Source organism: Pseudomonas sp. AD21 (assembly GCF_002878485.1).
GTDB lineage: Bacteria > Pseudomonadota > Gammaproteobacteria > Pseudomonadales > Pseudomonadaceae > Aquipseudomonas.
On record NZ_NQYG01000009.1, the window covers coordinates 94,167 to 112,537 of the forward strand.

The 18,371-nt window shown below is 61.7% G+C and carries 17 protein-coding genes; all 17 read right to left on the minus strand.

Features of this window, described 5'->3' with window-relative positions; genetic code table 11:
• Window positions 1–221 precede the first annotated feature (221 nt).
• Window positions 222–494, minus strand: coding sequence for a hypothetical protein (locus PseAD21_RS08240; protein WP_102355263.1), 273 nt, complete (start codon window positions 492–494; stop codon window positions 222–224).
• Window positions 491–1,780 (minus strand): motility associated factor glycosyltransferase family protein, encoded by a 1,290-nt coding sequence (locus tag PseAD21_RS08245; RefSeq protein WP_102355264.1) that lies wholly within the window; start codon window positions 1,778–1,780, stop codon window positions 491–493. The genes PseAD21_RS08240 and PseAD21_RS08245 overlap by 4 nt, the downstream gene beginning before the upstream one ends.
• An 85-nt stretch (window positions 1,781–1,865) precedes the next feature.
• Complete coding sequence (locus PseAD21_RS08250) at window positions 1,866–2,792, minus strand: ketoacyl-ACP synthase III (protein ID WP_096796272.1); 927 nt, start codon at window positions 2,790–2,792, stop codon at window positions 1,866–1,868.
• 226 nt (window positions 2,793–3,018) lie between these two features.
• Window positions 3,019–4,071 (minus strand): pseudaminic acid synthase, encoded by a 1,053-nt coding sequence (gene pseI / locus PseAD21_RS08255; protein ID WP_102355265.1) that lies wholly within the window; start codon window positions 4,069–4,071, stop codon window positions 3,019–3,021.
• Window positions 4,064–5,569 carry a UDP-2,4-diacetamido-2,4,6-trideoxy-beta-L-altropyranose hydrolase gene (pseG, locus tag PseAD21_RS08260; RefSeq protein ID WP_102355266.1) on the minus strand — a complete coding sequence of 502 codons (1,506 nt, stop codon included), beginning with the start codon at window positions 5,567–5,569 and terminating at the stop codon, window positions 4,064–4,066. Before pseG ends, pseI begins: the two co-directional genes overlap by 8 nt.
• Window positions 5,569–6,261, minus strand: a complete 693-nt coding sequence (pseF, locus tag PseAD21_RS08265; protein WP_102355267.1) for a pseudaminic acid cytidylyltransferase — start codon at window positions 6,259–6,261, stop codon at window positions 5,569–5,571. Before pseF ends, pseG begins: the two co-directional genes overlap by 1 nt.
• Window positions 6,258–6,878 (minus strand): pseudaminic acid biosynthesis-associated methylase, encoded by a 621-nt coding sequence (locus PseAD21_RS08270; RefSeq protein ID WP_102355268.1) that lies wholly within the window; start codon window positions 6,876–6,878, stop codon window positions 6,258–6,260. The genes pseF and PseAD21_RS08270 overlap by 4 nt, the downstream gene beginning before the upstream one ends.
• Before the next feature lie 31 nt (window positions 6,879–6,909).
• Window positions 6,910–8,067: a UDP-4-amino-4,6-dideoxy-N-acetyl-beta-L-altrosamine transaminase gene (gene pseC, locus PseAD21_RS08275; protein WP_102355269.1), complete on the minus strand. Its 1,158-nt coding sequence runs from the start codon at window positions 8,065–8,067 to the stop codon at window positions 6,910–6,912.
• Entirely contained in the window at window positions 8,064–9,065 is a 1,002-nt protein-coding gene (gene pseB, locus PseAD21_RS08280; protein ID WP_102355270.1) for a UDP-N-acetylglucosamine 4,6-dehydratase (inverting), read from the minus strand. Before pseB ends, pseC begins: the two co-directional genes overlap by 4 nt.
• A gap of 30 nt (window positions 9,066–9,095) precedes the next feature.
• Window positions 9,096–12,011, minus strand: a complete 2,916-nt coding sequence (locus PseAD21_RS08285) for a TIGR00180 family glycosyltransferase (protein ID WP_102355271.1) — start codon at window positions 12,009–12,011, stop codon at window positions 9,096–9,098.
• Window positions 12,012–12,066: 55 nt separating this feature from the next.
• Entirely contained in the window at window positions 12,067–12,804 is a 738-nt protein-coding gene (locus PseAD21_RS08290; protein ID WP_102355272.1) for a cephalosporin hydroxylase family protein, read from the minus strand.
• A 17-nt stretch (window positions 12,805–12,821) separates the two neighbouring features.
• Complete coding sequence (locus tag PseAD21_RS08295; protein ID WP_102355273.1) at window positions 12,822–13,892, minus strand: class I SAM-dependent methyltransferase; 1,071 nt, start codon at window positions 13,890–13,892, stop codon at window positions 12,822–12,824.
• On the minus strand, window positions 13,889–14,740 hold the full coding sequence (locus PseAD21_RS08300; RefSeq protein WP_102355274.1) for an NAD(P)-dependent oxidoreductase: 852 nt from the start codon (window positions 14,738–14,740) through the stop codon (window positions 13,889–13,891). The genes PseAD21_RS08295 and PseAD21_RS08300 overlap by 4 nt, the downstream gene beginning before the upstream one ends.
• Window positions 14,737–15,963, minus strand: a complete 1,227-nt coding sequence (locus PseAD21_RS08305) for a class I SAM-dependent methyltransferase (RefSeq protein WP_102355275.1) — start codon at window positions 15,961–15,963, stop codon at window positions 14,737–14,739. Before PseAD21_RS08305 ends, PseAD21_RS08300 begins: the two co-directional genes overlap by 4 nt.
• Window positions 15,960–16,520 (minus strand): dTDP-4-dehydrorhamnose 3,5-epimerase, encoded by a 561-nt coding sequence (gene rfbC / locus PseAD21_RS08310; protein ID WP_102355276.1) that lies wholly within the window; start codon window positions 16,518–16,520, stop codon window positions 15,960–15,962. Before rfbC ends, PseAD21_RS08305 begins: the two co-directional genes overlap by 4 nt.
• Entirely contained in the window at window positions 16,517–17,599 is a 1,083-nt protein-coding gene (rfbG, locus tag PseAD21_RS08315; RefSeq protein ID WP_003222822.1) for a CDP-glucose 4,6-dehydratase, read from the minus strand. Before rfbG ends, rfbC begins: the two co-directional genes overlap by 4 nt.
• Complete coding sequence (rfbF, locus tag PseAD21_RS08320; protein WP_095139348.1) at window positions 17,581–18,354, minus strand: glucose-1-phosphate cytidylyltransferase; 774 nt, start codon at window positions 18,352–18,354, stop codon at window positions 17,581–17,583. Before rfbF ends, rfbG begins: the two co-directional genes overlap by 19 nt.
• Window positions 18,355–18,371 lie beyond the last annotated feature (17 nt).

Genomic DNA, 18,371 nt, shown 5'->3' on the forward strand with positions numbered 1-18,371 from the left:
GTTGGGTACTGCGGCTTCCGGCCCTGGCAACCGCCTGGAATGGCCTAGAGAACCTTCGTAATAGTTATCGTCGGATCGGCAGGTTGCTTGAGGGCTTTTTGAAAAAAATTTGCCATCACCCTGCCACCCCCGAGAAAACAAGGGCTTAGCGCCCTCCCACCTGCGAAAAAATGACGTCATAAAACCGACCCGCGCGTAAAGCCGCGGGCCAGTGCGCTCGCTCACTGTGCCGATCGTGCTTTTTGCAACACTTCGATCAGCTCGTACTCCATCCAGTCAGCCAGCCCCAACCAGTCCTGACGCTCCTGACAATCGAGCATGTGCGTGAGCACAAAGGACCAGTCCTGCTGAATCGGCGCAGACGCAGCTATCAGCAACTGCTGCGCGCCCTCGAACACATCGACCATATCCAGCGCCGCCTCGACATCACGTCCCAGACGAAACAGCCCGGCGCACTGACGGCATTCGTCGACGCAATGCTCAATCGTCGTCATTGCACAAACTCCTGATTGAACTGCGTCCCGGCAATCAATGCACCCGCCCGACTGCTGTTGAAGAATTGCACCTGCGGATGGGCGGCTATATAACGCTCCAGCACGCACAGGTAGCCGCGAAAATTCAGCTGCGTGCTGACTCGCTGGCCATGACCGTCCTGCACCCAATGCCGCGCCTGATCAACCCCAGGCCCCAGATCACCGTCATTCCAGCCTGCGTGGGTCTTGTTCATCGGGAACGCGAAGTCGGCGCCGAACAGGGTAATGCGCGATGCCCCCATCTTCACCGCCAGGTCCACCGTCGGATGAATCACGCTGCCGCCAACATGCAGTTGCCCGCGCGGGTATTGCTCGCGCAACGCGGCGTAAACCGGGCTGGCCGAGTAACCGCCGTAACGCTTGCCCTTCCAGGCGGTCAGCACCGCAGGATCACTCATGGGCAAATACACCAGCGGGATGTCGTCAGACGCTTCGAACGGCAAATGCCGAAAGCTGATGCGCTGATCGATGGTGATTACCAGATCCGGCACGACACCATGCTCGCGCAGTGGCCGGTAAGCGGTATCGACACACAGGAACAAGGGCCGCTCGGCCTGCGCGCGTATGTCCGCGAGGCGCTCGAAATGCCCCTCCAGCGTCGGCCCGGTGCCGATCACATAGATTTCTCGGCCACGGGTGCTGCCGAACAGTTGCGCCACATCATCATCGGCCAGCAACACCGGCAAGCAGTCCTGCAAACGCTGCTGAATGAACGGCAACTGCGGATCGAACTCACGATTGTTGAAATTCAGGTGCACTTCACTGACCAGCCGATCGCGGATCTTCGCATTGAAGTCATCGGCCAGCAGCATCTCGGCCGGCAAGGCAAAAAACGGCGTGCAAATGTCCGACAGATCACCGGCATAGAACAACTGCACTCGCGAGTCTTCCAGCCATTGGCGCTGATCGAGCAACTGCAGCACCAGAGCAAAGAGCGCGCCGTTAAGCACATGCACATACAGCCGCTCAAGCCCGGCACGCTCCAGCAGCACCGCTGGTAAATCGCCCAGCCCGGTGCCATAGACATGCAACTGCGCTTGTTCCGGCAAGCTGGCGGCCTGGATTCGGGCTTCGCGGACCCGGTCATGGCGGCTGGTCAACTGGACGCCATTGACGCTCAGCGTCGACCCCAGTCCCTGCACCAGCTCGGCCTGCACGACCGAGCTGTCTTCAGCCATCAGCCGCGTGAGCAACGCCGGCCAGCGTTGCTGGATGACGTGGGCGTTGTTCTGGAAAAAATCGCTCATGCCGCCTAGCGCTCCATTCAGGCAAAAAAATAGCGTTCAAGGGTAACCTTGAACGCTATTTTTGTATCCGCCGTTTTTGACCGACTCAAGGACGATAGATGATCGCCGAGCCCCACGACAGACCGACACCAAAACCGCTCAGGGCAATGCGCTGCCAGTCGGAATCGAGGACGTGTTTTTCCAGCAGCAACGGAATGCTCGAAGACACCGTGTTGCCGGTCTCGACCATGTCCTTGATGAACTTCTCGGGCTCGCCTTCGAAACGACGTGCCACGGCATCGACGATCGCCGCACTGCCCTGGTGAATGCAGAAGGCGTCGATGTCGTCAGCCTTGAGGCCGGAGTCGTCGAGCAACTCGTGCAGGTGCGCCGGAACTTTGAGCAGCGCGAAGTTGAACACCTGACGTCCGTTCATGAAGAACACGCCATCGGTGACTTTCAGGTGCGGCGCGCCGGAACCGTCGGTGCCGAACTTGGCCTTGCCCAGCGCCCAGGAAGGATCTTCGCCCATCCAGGTGGCGGTGGCGGCGTCGCCGAAGAGCATGGTGGTGTTGCGGTCTTCCGGGTCGACGATTTTCGAATACGGGTCAGCGGTGATCAGCAGGCCATTCTTCAGGCCGGCGGCTTCCATGAAACCCTTGATCGCGTAGATGCCGTAGACGTAGCCGGAGCAGCCCAGGGAAATATCGAACGCCGCGACATTAGTCGGCAGACCGAGCTTGTCCTGGACGATCGCAGCGGTGTGCGGCAGACCTTCTTCGTCACCGTTCTGGGTGACGACGATCAGCGCGTCGATCGATTCACGTTTCAGTTCAGGGTTGCTGGCAAACAGCGCATTGGCCGCTTCCACGCACAGATCGGAGGTTTCCTGTTCAGCGTCTTTGCGCGGCAGGAAGGCCGAACCGATTTTACCGAGGATGAATTCTTCATCCTTCTCGAATTTTGCACCTTGTGCGTAATTGTCCACGCCGGCTACAGGAACGTAGCTCGCAATGCTTTTTATGCCAATCATTACGGCTTCCCAATAAAAAACAGCCCAAAACCACCGCTCGCAAGGATTCGAGGGGCGCCGACAAACAGAAAACGGCCGCCACGACGGGCAGCCACGGGGAGCACAAAGGACTATCACTGGAACCGATACACGGCCAGGCGCCATCTCCCCGGTCAATACAATACAGTGAAGATGCGCGTTATGACTCGCAGGTCACGCTATTTTGCCGAATCGGGTGCAGATCGGGTTATTCGACCAACGACCAGTCCAGCGGCGTGCCGCGTTTGATCGCCTGACGGGCGCGGCGACCGAGGACGGTGTCAGTGTGCTTGGGCGGCAAACCGAGACCGGGACGAATGGCGCGCAGATTGGCGACGGTGAAAGGCTCACCGGCGGCCATGTCGGCGGTGACGTACAGCGAGCGGCGATAGACCAGCGACTTGCGCTCGGCCTCCGTTACGCCGTAATGCACCTGCCCCATGGCCTGCCAGGCGCGCTCGGTTTCGACCACCAGACTGGCCAGCTCCGCAGGCTCCAGCGAGAAACTGGCATCCACGCCACCCGCCGAACGGTCGAGGGTGAAGTGCTTTTCCACCACCGTCGCCCCGAGGGCCACAGCGGCCACAGACACGCCAACCCCCATGGAGTGATCGGACAGTCCGACCTCGCAACCGAACAACTCACGCAGGTGCGGGATCGTGCGCACGTTGCTGTTGAGCGGCGTTGCCGGATAAGTGCTGGTGCATTTGAGCAGCACCAGATCCTTGCACCCCGACTCGCGCGCGGCGCGTACGCTTTCGTCGAGTTCGGCGATGCTGGCCATGCCGGTGGAGATGATCAGCGGTTTGCCGGTCGCGGCTACGTGACGGATCAACGGCAGATCGGTGTTTTCGAAACTGGCGATCTTGTACGCCGGGACGTCGAGGCTCTCGAGAAAATCCACCGCCGTGTCATCGAACGGCGTCGAGAACGCGAGCATGCCCAGCGCTTTGGCCCGGGCGAAAATCGGCGCATGCCATTCCCACGGCGTGTGGGCCTTCTCGTACAAGTCGTGCAGCGAAGTGCCGGCCCACAGGCTGTTCGGGTCCTTGATGAAAAACTCGCCCTCGGCCAGATCCAGGGTCATGGTCTGGGCGGTGTAGGTCTGCAATTTCAACGCATGGGCGCCCGCCTTGGCGGCGGCTTCGACGATCTGCAGGGCCACCTCCAGCGACTGGTTATGGTTGCCGCTCATTTCGGCAATGATGAACGGCGGCGCATCGGCGCCAATCAGACGTTCGCCAATCTTGAAACTACTCATCGCGGTGATCCTTCAAAACCTGGGTGAACGCGCAGGCACTCTGGGTGAATCCGGCGTCACGAAATACATTCAAAGAGGGACGATTGCCCGGTAGAACCTGAGCGGTGATGGCGGTCATCTGCGGCCAGTGCTCGCGGACGAACGCCTCGCCTCGCGCCAGCAGCGCCCTGCCCCAACCCAGACCGAAACGCCCGTGCAGCAGATACAGCGACACTTCAGCCTCGAATCCACGCAAGTCATAACGCAAGACGCCGACCGCGCCGTCATCGGCCTCGGCAATCAACAGCAGACGCTGCGGGTTGCGCAGGCTCGCATTCAGCCAGTTCAGATGCTGCGGCCACTCGATTGCAGCCGTGTCCAGTGACCAGCGCCGTACAGCCTCGGCATTGCGCCCGTCGAACAGCGATTGCGCGTCATCGAGGGTCGCCAGGCGCAGCTTGAGCACTGCACCGGCCAGTGCCGCCGCCACGCGCAACGCACCGCGCCCATCGACCAGTTGCCGTGAACGCTCGGCCAGACTCTGGCGCAGATAGAAATTGTCGACGACAAAACCGATGGCGTCGCGCAGTTGTTCGACGCTGACCTGCTCGCGGGCACCCATGAACACGTGCGCCCCCGCCGCCGCCATCACTTCGCCGTTGGCCTGCTGATTGTTCGATACCGCGATGCAGAGGGTCGGCAGGCCCAGGGCTGCGCGCTCCCAACTGGTGCCGCCACCCGCGCCGATGAACAGATCGGCGCCGGCCATGCGTTGCTGGAAATCGCTGACGAAACTGTGCAGGCGCCAGTTCGGCCGCGTCTCGGCCATGGCTTGCATTTGCGCCCACGCCGGGTTGTCTGCGCCGGCGACGAAATCCACCTCCAGATCAGTGAAATCCTGCAGTGCGAGCATCGCATGATGGGTCTGCATCGCCGCGTCGAAACCACCGAAATTCACCAGCACGCGGCGGGCCTTCGGTTTGATCTCGATGGCCGGGCACACGAACTCTTCGCGCAACATGGCGTAGCGCGGCCCGAGCAAGGTGCGACAGTCGGCAGGCAACAGCGGCACGTAGTTTGCGCTGAGACCGGACAGATTCTGATTGAGCAGCAAATCAACGCTGTAATGCCGGGTGGCGAGATCGTCCACCGCCGCGATCCGAGGCGCCCAACGCCGGGCAGCAGTCTGCCAGTGATGGTCGAGGCCGTAATGGTCGGCGATGATCCAGTCGAATGCGGCATGCCCCTCCAGCAACGATGCCAGAGCGTCGATATCGGCCTGCCACGGCAGCATCGATTCGATGGCCTGCTGCGGGTCTTCAGTGGGGTAACGTTCGGGCAAGGCGAAGGTCTCGAAACCGTCGGCACGCAACGCATCGAGCCGATGCCCTGGCAACCGCCGGCAGGCAAACGCGACATGACTGCCCTGCTCGCGCAGCACCCGCGCCAGCGTCAGGCAGCGGGCAATGTGGCCGCTGCCGATGGTCGGCGAGGCGTCAGCGCGGATCAACACTCTCATTACAGTTCTCCGCCAGCCTTCAGTGCGGCGTAAAGGTATTCGGCGCGCTTCCAGTCTTCAAGCGTATCAATGTCCTGTACCAGATGCCGTGGCAGAATCACCGGCAGGCTCGCGGGCGAATACAGCACCTCACCGCGCAGCCACGCCTCGCTACGCCCCCAGTAAAACTGGCCAGCGTCCTGAAAGGCTTCGGGCAGATCCTGCGAACGAGTGTTGCGAAATTCGGGGTACAGCGCCGTGAGCGCGCCCTGCCCGTCCAGCGTCAACGCCCGCTGCACCGGGAAACCAAAGTTGCACACGGAGAACGCAAAGGCTTTGTCCGGGTGCCGCGCCAGCAACTCGAACCCCAGGCGCAGGTAACGGGCCTGCAACAACGGCGCCGTGGCGTACACGCAGCAGGCGTAATCGAAGGCCGGGAGCTGCTGCAAGGCATGCTCAATCACCGCTGCGGTGCCGGTGAAATCATCCGCCAGTTCAGCCGGGCGCAGGAACGGCACTTGCGCACCGTGGGCCAGCGCCAGCTCGGCAATTTCGGCGTCATCGGTACTGACCACGACCTGTTCGAACAGGCCACTGTCGAGCGCCGTACGGATCGAGCGAACAATCATCGGCACGCCGTCGAACGGCAACAGATTCTTGCGCGGGATGCGCTTGCTGCCGCCACGGGCCGGGATGATTGCGACGCTGTTCAACGACGTTTTTCCAGCAGGAACCAGGTGATGTCGTCCACCGGAAATTGCGGATCACGGTGATAACCAAAGCCGTAATCGAGCAAGTGCAGATCGGCGTAACGATCGAGCATTTCCCCGGCGAAATCGCGCTTGAACAGCTTGCCGCTGTTGCCTCGATAGGACACTTCCACCGGCGCCGGATTGTAGTATTCGGCGATCAGGATGTAGCGCTGGCTCAACTCATACAACTGCGCATAGGCGGTCGGCAGCAGCTCCGGCGCCAGATGGATCAGCACGCCTTTACTCAGGGTCAGGTCGTAACTGCGCTCGCGCGGAAAGTCGAACAGCGAACCGTGCCAGATCTGCGCGATGCCCAGTGCCCGCGCCTGAGCGCAGGCGCTTTGGTTGATCTCGACGCCGAACAATTCACTTTGCGGCAGCAGTTGACGCAGCGCCTGCAGGTTGTTGCCGGCATTGGTGCCCAGCTCAACCACACTGCCGATGCGCCCGGCGCGGCTCAGGGCCTTGGCGAACAACGCCAGGTTGGCCGCGACCAGCGGCTGACCGACATTGCGATCCACGTACTGGTTGCCGAACTCGCCCTGCCAGAATTTTTCCTGCTCACTCAGATCACGCATTGCACAGTCTCATTCGCCGCCGCAGCGGGATTTATTCGGTCAGCCGGCGCAATTGCTCGACCACATGATCCTGCTGCTCGTCACTGAGCAACGGAAACAGCGGCAGGCTGATCGCCTCGGCGTAATAACGCTCGGCTTCGGGGAAGTCGCCTTCGGCAAAACCCAGGTCGCGATAGTACGGCTGCAAATGCACCGGAATATAGTGCAGGTTCACGCCGATGCCGGCGGCACGCAAGCCTTCGAACCCCTGCCGGTGGGTCAGGCCGATGCGCTCGGTCTCCAGGCGCACCACGTACAGGTGCCACGCCGATTCTGCCTCCGGCTGCGCGCTGGGCAAAGTCAGCGGCAGGTACGCCAGCAAGCGGTCATAGCGCGCCGCCAGCTCACGGCGGCGGGCGATGAATTCATCCAGCTTGCCGAGTTGCGACAGACCCAGTGCGGCTTGCAGATCGGTGATCCGGTAATTGAAGCCCAGCTCGATCTGTTGGTAATACCACGGGCCGTGGCTGGGTTCGCTCATTTGCTGCGGATCGCGGGTCATGCCATGGCTGCGCAGGCGTTGCAGACGCTCGGCCAGTTGCGGGCGATTGGTCAGGACCATGCCGCCTTCGGCGCAGGTGATGATTTTCACCGGGTGGAAACTGAACACGGTCATCGCCGCAAATTCCCCGCAACCCACCGGGCGTCCGGCGTAGCTGGCGCCCACCGCGTGCGAGGCATCTTCGATCACGGTGAAGTTGTAGCGCTCGGCCAGTTCAGCAATCTTGCGCAGGTCGCAGCTCTGCCCGGAGAACGCCACCGCCACCAGCACTTTCGGCAAAGTACCGTCCTGCTCGGCCTGATCGAGTTTCGCGGCGAGAGCGAAAGCATCGAGGTTCCAGGTCAGCGGGTCGATGTCGACGAAATCGACGTCGGCGCCGCAATAGCGCCCGCAGTTGGCCGAGGCCAGAAAGGTGTTCGGCGTGGTCCACAAGCGATCGCCCGGGCCAAGGCCGGCAGCGAGGCAGGCGATGTGCAGCGCCGCCGTGGCGTTGCACACTGCTACCGCGAAGTCTGCCTGGCAGCGTTCGGCCATTGCCTGCTCGAAGCGCTCGATGCTCGGCCCCTGGGTCAGCCAGTCCGATTCCAGGACTTCGACTACGGCATCGATGTCCGCCTGATCGACGCTCTGCCGACCGTAGGGGATCATACCGAGAGCTTCGCGTGCAGGTCGGCGATCTGCCCGACCGAGAGGAAGTGCGGGTTGGTGTCGGAGCGGTACTCGAAGTCCTCCCCCACCGGCCGGCCGCATTCACCAAGCTTGTCGACGGCAAAATCGACATCGACGCTGGTGAAGCGGATCGACGGCTGAATGGTGTAGTGGTCTTCGAACTCCAGGGTCATCCGCGCATCATCCAGCGGCACCATCAGTTCATGCAGTTTTTCACCGGGACGAATACCGACGTTCTTGTGCGGCAGTTGCTCGGCCATGCCGCGCGCCAGATCGACGATACGGATCGACGGGATCTTCGGCACGAACACTTCGCCGCCATGCATCCGCGCGAAGCTGTCGAGGACAAACTGCACGCCGTGATCGAGGGTGATCCAGAAGCGCGTCATGCGCTCGTCGGTGATCGGCAACTCCTGCGCACCGTCGGCAATCAGCTTGCTGAAGAACGGCACCACCGAGCCGCGCGAGCCCGCCACGTTGCCGTAGCGCACCACGGCAAATCGGGTCTGCTGCTCGCCGGCAATGTTGTTGGCAGCGACGAACAGCTTGTCCGAGAGCAACTTGGTTGCGCCGTACAGGTTGATCGGGCTGGCCGCTTTGTCGGTGGACAGCGCCACAACCTTTTTCACGCCGTTGTCGATGGCGGCGGCGATGATGTTCTCCGCGCCATTGACGTTGGTGCGGATGCATTCAGTCGGGTTGTATTCCGCCGCCGGCACCTGTTTGAGCGCCGCCGCATGCACCACGTAGTCGATGCCACGCATGGCCTGACGCAGACGGTCGGCGTCGCGCACGTCGCCGAGGAAATACCGCATGCACGGCGCGTTGAACGTCTGCTGCATTTCGTACTGTTTGAGTTCATCGCGGGAGAACACCACCACGCGCTTGGGCTGGTATTGCTCAAGCAGACGGGCGATGAATTTACGCCCGAACGAGCCGGTGCCGCCGGAGATGAAAATCGATTTACCATTGAACATAGTTTGAATCCCGTTCTTTGTGCACCCGGCTCAGGCGAGCAACTGCGCCCAGTTCAGCGACGCGCTGTCATTCAGGCCATAGCCTTTGCCGGTCAGGCTCAGGTTGGCGTTGTACGCCTGATCCTGAGCAAACGCGGCGGCCCACTTTTCCTGCAAAGCAGCCAGTGACTGCGGCGCCTGGGCAATCTCGCCCTGATGCAGGACCTGCACCGTCGGCGTCCACACCGTCAGGTAGCCGGCCTGAGCAGCGCTCAGGCACAGATCGACATCGTTGAAGCCGTCGCTGAAAGTGCTGTCGTCCAGACCGCCCAGCGCATCGAACAGTTCTTTGCGCACCATCAGGCACACGTTCGATACCGCCGAGCAGTTCTGGTCCACCGACAACCGATGCAGGTAGCCGTCGGCGTCGTGTTTTTCACCGATGAACGCCGAGCCCACCCCGCCATTCATACCGAGGATCAAGCCGGCCTGACTGACTTTGCCGTCGCGGTCGACCAGTTTCGGCCCCACCACGCCAACTTCCGGACGCAAGGCATGATTGAGCAACGAATCCAGCCAGTTCGGGTTGACCACTTCCGCGTCGGCCGCGAGCAGTACCAGATACTCGCCCTGTGCCTGTCGGCTGGCGGCGTTGAGCAACGCCGCTGTGCTCAGCGATTGATCGGCGCGCAGCACCTGGACTTTCGGATGCTGGTGAGTACCGAGCCAGTCATTGACCTCGGCCGATTGCGTGACCGTGGTGGCGATCAGAATTTCGTAATGGTGATAACGAGTGCGCAGTTGCACCCCTTCCAGACAGCGTTGCAGGGCTGGCAGGTCGTTGCCGGCCGGAACCACGATCGACACCAGCGGACGATCGCTGTGGTGGTAATCGATCTGGTAAATGCCAGGCACCGCCGAGGTGACCTTGGCCTTGTAGCCGCGATTGCCCAGATGGCGCAGCAGCGCCAGGCGCTCATGAGCGTTTTCCTCCAGCGACGCGGCTTCGGTGATCAGCAGCGGCTCGTCGAGGTGGGCCAGGCTGTTCAGACCGTGCTCTTCGATGATGCGCAGCAGCACGTCAAATTCCAGGGCCTTGTTGAAGTCGGCGCGGTAGCCGCCAATATCGATCAGCGTGTCACGCCGCACCAGCCAGTGGCGCGCCATCAGGCCCGGCAGGCTCAGCAACAGGTCGAGGTTGAAGCCGGGACGGAACACATCCAGCAGCGCGCCCTTCTCCCCGCGCTGGATCTCGTCGGTGGAAACAGCGCGGCAATCGCCGGCAGCCATCAACTCCAGGCTGGCGCGCAACAAGCCACTGGCAGTGAACTCATCCCCCGCCTCGGCCAGCAGCAGCCAGTCGCAAGGCGACTGACTGGCGCTCTGATTGAGCTTGTCGACCAGGTTGGCCGGCGTCACCCGGACAAAGTGCAAAGTGTTCTGCGCGGTGGTGGCCGCCGGTGCTTCGCCGGTGGTGAACACGACAATCCTGAAGGCCTTGCATTGCCCTTCGAGCAGGCTGTCGAGGCTGACCTGCAACTTGTCGATATCGTTGTCCAGATCCAGCAGGAAGATGCCGAACTGCGGGCCACCGCCGTTGACCGCCAGGTGCTCGGCAATCGACGTCGCCTGACCGGCATCGGGCCGGCGCGAATCCAGCCACTTGAGCAGTCGGCCGGACTGCATCTGGTCAAATACCCGATGGTGGTCCTCCACCGTCAACGCATCAAGCCGGGCATTCCAGTCACGCATTTTCTGCGCCTCTTCGTCCTCGCCGGCCAGTTCCAGCTGCTGCGTCAGACACTTGACCACCGTGCGGTTGAACGCATTGAGGTCGTGCGCCTGCCACAAACGATCGAGGACGCTTTCCGGAGTGTCGTTGTTGCGCGCTTGCAGCAAGTGCGCCTGGCGGGTCCATACACCTTCCAGGCCCTGCAACTGAATGCGTCCGGCCGGCATGGCGTGCAGCATGAATTCGAATTGCGCGAGACGATCGAAAAATGGCTGGTTGTAAAATGGCATCTCGACGTATTGCAGAGGTCCGAACCGACGATCAGGTGCCTTGAGCGACTGATTCCAGGTGGACTGGAAAATCAGTTCCGCCGTCAGTGCCCGACCGCTTTGCAGGCTGTCGACCATTGCCTCGAAACTCTGCAAGGCAAACGCCTTGCCCTGTTGCGCATCGAGATCCTTGATACCGGTGGGCAGCGAGGCGAGGAACTCGGCAAACGCTTCACGCTCGGCGACCGATTTGGCATCAACGTAGGTCAGCGAGTGATACACCTCGGTACTGTGCTCGGAGTTGCCATAGTTGATCTCGCGTACCACGTAAGGCATTGGCAGGATCCGCGCCTTGGCGCTGGCCAACAAGAAGTACACGTGGCCGATTTCCTGCCACTGGAAATTGGTCCCCGCCGGCAATGCCGAGTGCCAGGTTTTCATCAGTTCGGTACGGGTCACCGCATAGAACGGCGGGATGTACTGCCCCATATAATCGATAACCCGATCCTGAGCCCGTTCGGACGCATAGTCCTCCTGGACTTTCTTGTCGCGGCGGTAATAGTTCACACCGCCGGAAAGCGTCAGGTACATCAGGCAATAGCCGTGGCACATGCCGTAGTCCTGGTTCGCTTGCAGGAAACCGACGGACTCGGCCAGCGAATCGTGCAGGATGAAGTCATCGTCGGCCGCCAGCACCATGTACGGCGTGGTCAGGCGCTCCACGCCATACGCCAGCTTGGCCTGCATGCCCCAATAGGCGAACTGCGGCACGTGGTGATAATCGACGGCAGAGAAATCCCCTTCCGGCCGCTCGGGTGTGGAGTCCAGCACCATGATCCGGCAGGGCAAGCTGCTGTAATACTTCACCGCCCGACGCAGGAACGCCGGCCGATTGTGAGTAATCAGCACCACGGTCAACAGCTCGTTGAGCGGTAGCGCCAGTTCAGAACTGTACTTGCCTTGCATAACTTCTCTCCACAACCGGCGACTCGCCGAAATAACGCTTTGGTGATGTTGCGAATTAACGAACGCGGCGCAGATAGCCGTCCGGCGCCACGGTGATCAGCAGCTTGTTCTGCAACTGCTGGTCGATCTCGAAGTCCTGGTTCTCTTCCAGGTACTTCCACACCGCGGTTTTTGGGTTATCACCCGGGCCCCATGGGCGATCAGGGAAGAAATCGGCCGGCATGTCCTCAACCACGGTGTCCATCACCACGCAGTAGCTGTCGACCGAGACCAGCGGCGCGTAAAGGCGCAGCTCTTCGAGTACGTGATCGTGGGTGTGGTTGGAGTCGAGGACCAGAATGACTTTCTTGCCTTTGGCGACTGCTTGCACTTGTGCAGCGATGGCCGGGTCGATGCTCGAGCCTTCGATCATCTTGATGCGCTTGGCCATCGGGTGGCTTTCGATCGCTTCACGGTTGTGCGGGCGGATGTCAAGGTCGATGCCCAGCACTTCGCCGTGACCTTGCAGTTCAAGCAACGAGGCGTAGTAGATGATCGAGCCGCCGTGGGCGATGCCGCACTCGATGACCAGATCCGGCTTGACCTGCCAGATGATCTCCTGCATCGCCATCATGTCTTGTGGCAACTGGATAATCGGGCGGCCCATCCACGAGAAGTGGTAGCTGTACTTGTGTTTGGCCGATTCGTTGAAGAAATCGCGGGCCAGGCCAGTCAGTTTCTGGTCGTCACCCTGCTGAGCGATCTGCTCGCGGCATTCAGCTTCGAAGGCTTGGTTGATGCTGTTGTCGGTCATGTTCAAAGTCTCAATGGTCACTGGAACGAAGCGCTATCGACGGCGTGATAGACGTAGCGTCCACCGGTCATCCGCTTGATTTCTTCGAGGTAATTGGAGTTCATCACAAACAGATTGGCACCTTCGGGCAAGGCGTCCATAGCCTCCTGCGGCGAGGACACTCGCGCGCCGCTCAGGGGCAGATAACGCCCCTGCTTGGCCGGGTTGATATCCACCACGCGATCCACCGCGACACCCGCGCGCTGCAGGAACAGCGAATAGATCACGCCTTTGGACGACGCGCCCCAGATCGCCGAACCCTGCTCGGGTGCGGACTGGATGATCTGCACCGCGCGCTCAAGGCTCGCGGTGAAATCGTCTGGCAACGTCAGGCGTGGCACCGGTTGCTGCGGAGTCAGACGCAACGTCGACAGGTCGGCGACGATGTACAGGTACTGGCCGCCAAACAGGTTGCCGGCCTCGTGCACGGTGCCGAACATTCGGCGCAGGTCATCGAGGCGGAAATAATTGACGTGCTCGTAGAACAGATCGAACCAGGCCTTGTGCTCGAGGATCCAGTCGAAGCACGGCACTTCGATGTAGATCTGCCCGCCCTGATTGGCTTCGGCGATTACCGCCAGAAAGCTCACCGGGTCTTCGATGTGCTCCAGCACATGACGCAGGACGATGGCGTCCGCCGCCAGGCCGAGACCACGGGTGAACGGCGCCTTGATCACGTCGGCGTTGTCGCCTTCGTAGGCCGGGTCGATCCCGGTGATCGAATAACCGAGGCCCTTGAGCAACTCAAGAAAGTAGCCTTTGCCGCAGCCGACTTCGATCAGCTCCTGGCCCTTGAAGTGTTTGGCGATGATGCCTTCGACGTCGCTCAGGTGCTTCTGGAACTGGCCGGAGTGCGCCTGCTCGTTCTGATAGTCGGCGTCGTAGCTGAGCTTGTCGGCATCGAACGCGGCGTTGAAGATCAAGCCGCTGCGCTCATCCTGCACCAGCAGCATGTCGGCGCTGGCCGAAGCTTTTGCCGACTCGGGGTCGGCAAAGGTGCGGTTCTGCAACACCGGCAGGTCGGTGACCCGATACAACTCGTGCCTCATTGCGGCTCTCCCAGTAGCTGTTGCAAACGCTCGGTCACGGCCCAGAACGCCATCGGTTCATGGGTCGGATAAGGGTAATGGCCGAGGTTCAGATTCAGTGCCGCACCGCGCTCGCGCAGACGTTGTTCAACCAGTGCGCGCACCGATACCGGCTGGCCGCTGGCGCAATTGATCACGCCGTTGAAATCGCGCTGATGCATGATCGTGGCGAGGTAAGCGGCGGCGCTGGCGATCGGCAAAAAGTCCCGCAGCTGCTCGCCGCCAGACATGTTGAACGACGCCTCCCCGGCATCGATCGTCCGGTCCAGCGCCGCCAGCAGACTGTTGGGGTTCTGCCCTTCGCCATGCAGGTAGAACAGACGCGCCCACTGCAAGGTGAACGGTTTTTCCTGCTGCAGATTTTGCAAGAACAGATGCAGCGTGTGTTTGGCCAGACCGTAAGGATTGCTCGGCTGCGGCTCGACGGTTTCGCTGAGCGGGCCGCTTTGCATGCCGTACTCGAAGCAGGTGCCGGTCACCAATACCTGCGGCACACCCGCTTCGACCGCGCCTTTGATAAAGCGGTAGTCGGCCATCAGGTTGTGCTCGAAATGGAACAGCGCCCGATAGTTCGGCAGGCCCGGCCAGGCCAGGTGCGCGAGGACGTCGATGCCGTCGGTGAGCGCCGCAATGTCCAGATCCGCCGCGTGAATATCCGCCGCGACGAATTCGACGTGGTCGATCCACGGCATAGTCGAGGCAGTATCTGTATTGCGCGCCACTGCGCGAACGGCGCAGCCACGCGCGAGCAACGCCGCGACCAGATGCCGACCGACGAAGCCCGTAGCCCCGGTTACCAGGACTTTCACAGGACTTTCAACTCAGGCACGGCGATCACGAAGCGCCCGTCCCACTGGCGCACCTGCGCCAGTTGCTGACTGACTTCGTGCAGCAGGTTCCACGGCAGCACCAGCACGTAATCCGGTTTTTCGATGTCGATCTGCGTCGGCGCGACAATCGGGATACGACTGCCCGGCAGGTACTTGCCCTGCTTGTGCGGGTTGGCATCGGCCACCCACGCCAGCAGGTCGGGTTTGACCCCGGCGTAGTTGAGCAAGGTGTTGCCCTTGGCCGCCGCGCCGTAACCGACCACACGCTTGCCGTCGGCCTTGGCCTGCAACAGGAAGCGCAGCAACTCATGCTTGATACGTTCGGCAGCCGGCGCGAGGGTCGCGTAGTACTCAGGGGTTTTCACCCCGGCATCCAGTTCGGCCTGCAGCTGTTGCTGCACCGCCGGCTGCACCGCACGACGCTCACCGTCCCGGCGTTGCACGAACACCCGCAGCGAACCGCCGTGAGTGCTCAACTGACTGACGTCGAACACTTCCAGGCCATTGCGCTCGCACAGGGTCTGCACGGCGGTCAGCGACAGGTAGGAATAGTGTTCGTGATACAGGGTGTCGAACTGCGCACCGGCCATCAGTGTCAGCAGTTGCGGGAATTCGAAAGTAGCAACGCCGGTCGGCTTGAGCAGCGTGGCGAAACCATTGAGGAAATCATTGATGTCCGGCACATGCGCGAGCACGTTGTTGGCGGCCATCAGGTCGGCGCCCCAGCCTTCGCCTTTCAACTGTGCTGCGCTGTCGCGACCGAAGAACAGTTCGCGGATTTCCAGGCCCTTGTCCCGCGCCGCTTGCGCGGTGCTGCGGGTTGGTTCGACGCCCAGGCACGGGATGCCGCGAGCGGCGACGTACTGCAGCAGATAACCGTCGTTGGCGGCGATTTCGACCACACGGCTGCCGGCGTTCAGGTCAAAGCGCTCGACCATCTCGGCCACATAACGCTCGGCATGGGACAGCCAGGTGCTGGAGAACGAACTGAAGTAGGCGTATTCGGCGTCGAACAGGCTGTCGGCGCGGGTGTAGTCCTCGGTCTGCACGAGCCAGCATTGCTGGCACACGGCAACCTTCAGCGGCACCCATTGCTCGGCCTGATCCAGGCGATCGGCATGCACGTAGGCGTTGGACGGCGGCGAGGTGCCGAGGTCGATCAGCGGCAGGCTCAGCGGTGCGGCGCACCCACGACAGTTCATAGACGCACTCCAGCAAAGTGTTGATCGAGCGCGGGATGGCTGGAATCACGCGCTGACAAATTATTGACAGGCACCGGCCAGGCAATCGCCAGCCGTGGATCGTTCACCGACAGCCCGCCCTCATGCTCCGGCGCGTAATCGGCGCTGTGCAGGTAAAGCAGTTCGGCGTCGTCGGTCAGGGTCTGGAAGCCGTGAGCGAAGCCGGCCGGAATCAACAGGCTGCGACCGTCACCGGCCTTCAGATGCTCGGCGTGCCAGTGCAGAAAAGTCTCGGAATCAGGACGCAGATCCACCGCCACATCCCACACTTCACCGCGCAGGCAGGTGATCAGCTTGGCTTCCGGGGCGTTGGCGTTCTGGTAATGCAAACCGCGCACACTGCCCTTCTCGCGGGTGCAGGAATGGTTGATCTGGCGGATGTGAAATTCACGGCCGAACGCGCTCAGGCTGCCCTCGCAGAACAGCCGGGCGAAGTGCCCGCGCTGATCTTCGAAACGCTTGTGCTGGATGCTGAACAGTCCGGCCAGCGATAACTGTTTCAAGGAGAACTCGCTCACAGCGCGCCTCGGTACAGGTTCAGTTGGCCGAGAGTGACGTTGCGCATGTCATCGCCGTTCTGCCAGGCCAGATGCCAGTCGAGGGTCTGGGTCAAGCATTGCTGCAAGGTCCAGCGTGGCTGCCAGCCGAGTACTTGACGGGCGCGGCTGCTGTCCAGACGCAACAGACCGGCCTCGTGCAGTTCGCTTTTTTCGATGCGCAAACCGCGTGCCTGTGGCCAGCGACTGGCGAGCAACTCGACCACTTCGCCGACACTGCACATGTCTGCCTCGCCCGGGCCGAAGTTCCACGCCCCGGCGTATTCCGGGCCTTGTTCGTAGAGACCTGCAGCCAGTTGCAGGTAACCGGCCAGCGGTTCCAGCGCGTGCTGCCACGGGCGCACGGCTTGCGGGTAGCGCAGGGTCACCGGCTCGTCTGCGGTCCAGGCTTTGAGCACGTCGGGAATCAGGCGCTCAGGGGCAAAGTCACCGCCGCCCAGGACGTTGCCGGCGCGCGCGGTGGCCAGCGCCAGGCCGTGCTCGGCGTACTTGTCGGCCGGGAAGAACGAGGCCGCATACGACTGCGCCAACAGTTCGCAGCAAGCCTTGCTGCTGCTGTAAGGATCGTGCCCGCCAAGCGCTTCGTCCTCGCGGTATGGCCACAGCCATTCCTTGTTGGCGTAGACCTTGTCGGTGGTCACCAGCACGCAGGCGCGCACGCAGCCGACCTGACGAATCGCTTCGAGCAGGTTCAGCGTGCCCATGACGTTGCTGGAGTAAGTGCCCAGCGGGTCGCGATAGCCTTCACGCACCAGCGGCTGCGCGGCCAGGTGCAGGACGATCTCCGGCTCGGTGTCGGCGATGATCTCCAGGAGCGCGCCGAGATCGCGCAGATCACCGCGTTGATCGTTGATGCCTTCGTGAACCCGCGCCAGCTCATACAGGCTCGGCTCGGTCGACGGATCAAGGGAAAAGCCGCTGACTTGCGCACCGAGGCTTTGCAGCCACAGCGTCAGCCAACTGCCCTTGAAACCGGTGTGACCGGTGACCAGTACACGCTTGCCGCGCCAGAAATCCGCACTCAGGCCCATTGCTTCCATGGGGCCTCCCCACTCTGCCACAGCGCTTCGAGGTGGTTCTTGTCGCGCAGGGTGTCCATTGGATGCCAGAAGCCTTCATGTTCGAAGGCGTTCAGCTGTTCGTCCTCGGCCAGGCGCGCCAAGGGCTCGGCTTCCCAGGTGGTTTCGTCACCGGCGATATACGACAAGACCTTGGGTGACAACACGAAGAAACCGCCGTTGATCCAGCCACCGTCGCCGCGCGGTTTTTCGGTGAAACCGAGGACCTGATCGCCCTGACGCTCCAGCGCGCCGTAACGTCCCGGCGGCTGTACGGCCGTGACGGTCGCCAGGCGGCCGTGGGCTTTGTGGTAGTCCACCAGTTGCGCAATGTTGATGTCGGAAACGCCGTCGCCGTAGGTGAAGCAGAACGCCTCTTCATCCTTGAGGTAACGCCCGGCGCGCAGCAGACGGCCACCGGTCATGGTCTCCTCTCCGGTGTCGATCAGAGTGACGCTCCACGGCTCGCTGTAGTTCTGGTGCACGTCCATACGGTTGTTGCGCATGTCGAACGTGACGTCGGAGGTGTGCAGGAAGTAGTTGGCGAAGAAGTCCTTGATCGCGTAGCCCTTGTAGCCCAGGCAAATCACGAAGTCGTGGATTCCGTGAGCGGAATACTGCTTCATGATGTGCCAGAGAATTGGCTTGCCGCCGATCTCGATCATGGGCTTGGGCTTGAGGTGCGACTCTTCACTGATGCGTGTGCCGAGGCCACCCGCCAAAATAACTGCCTTCATCGTCTCCCCTCTCGTTC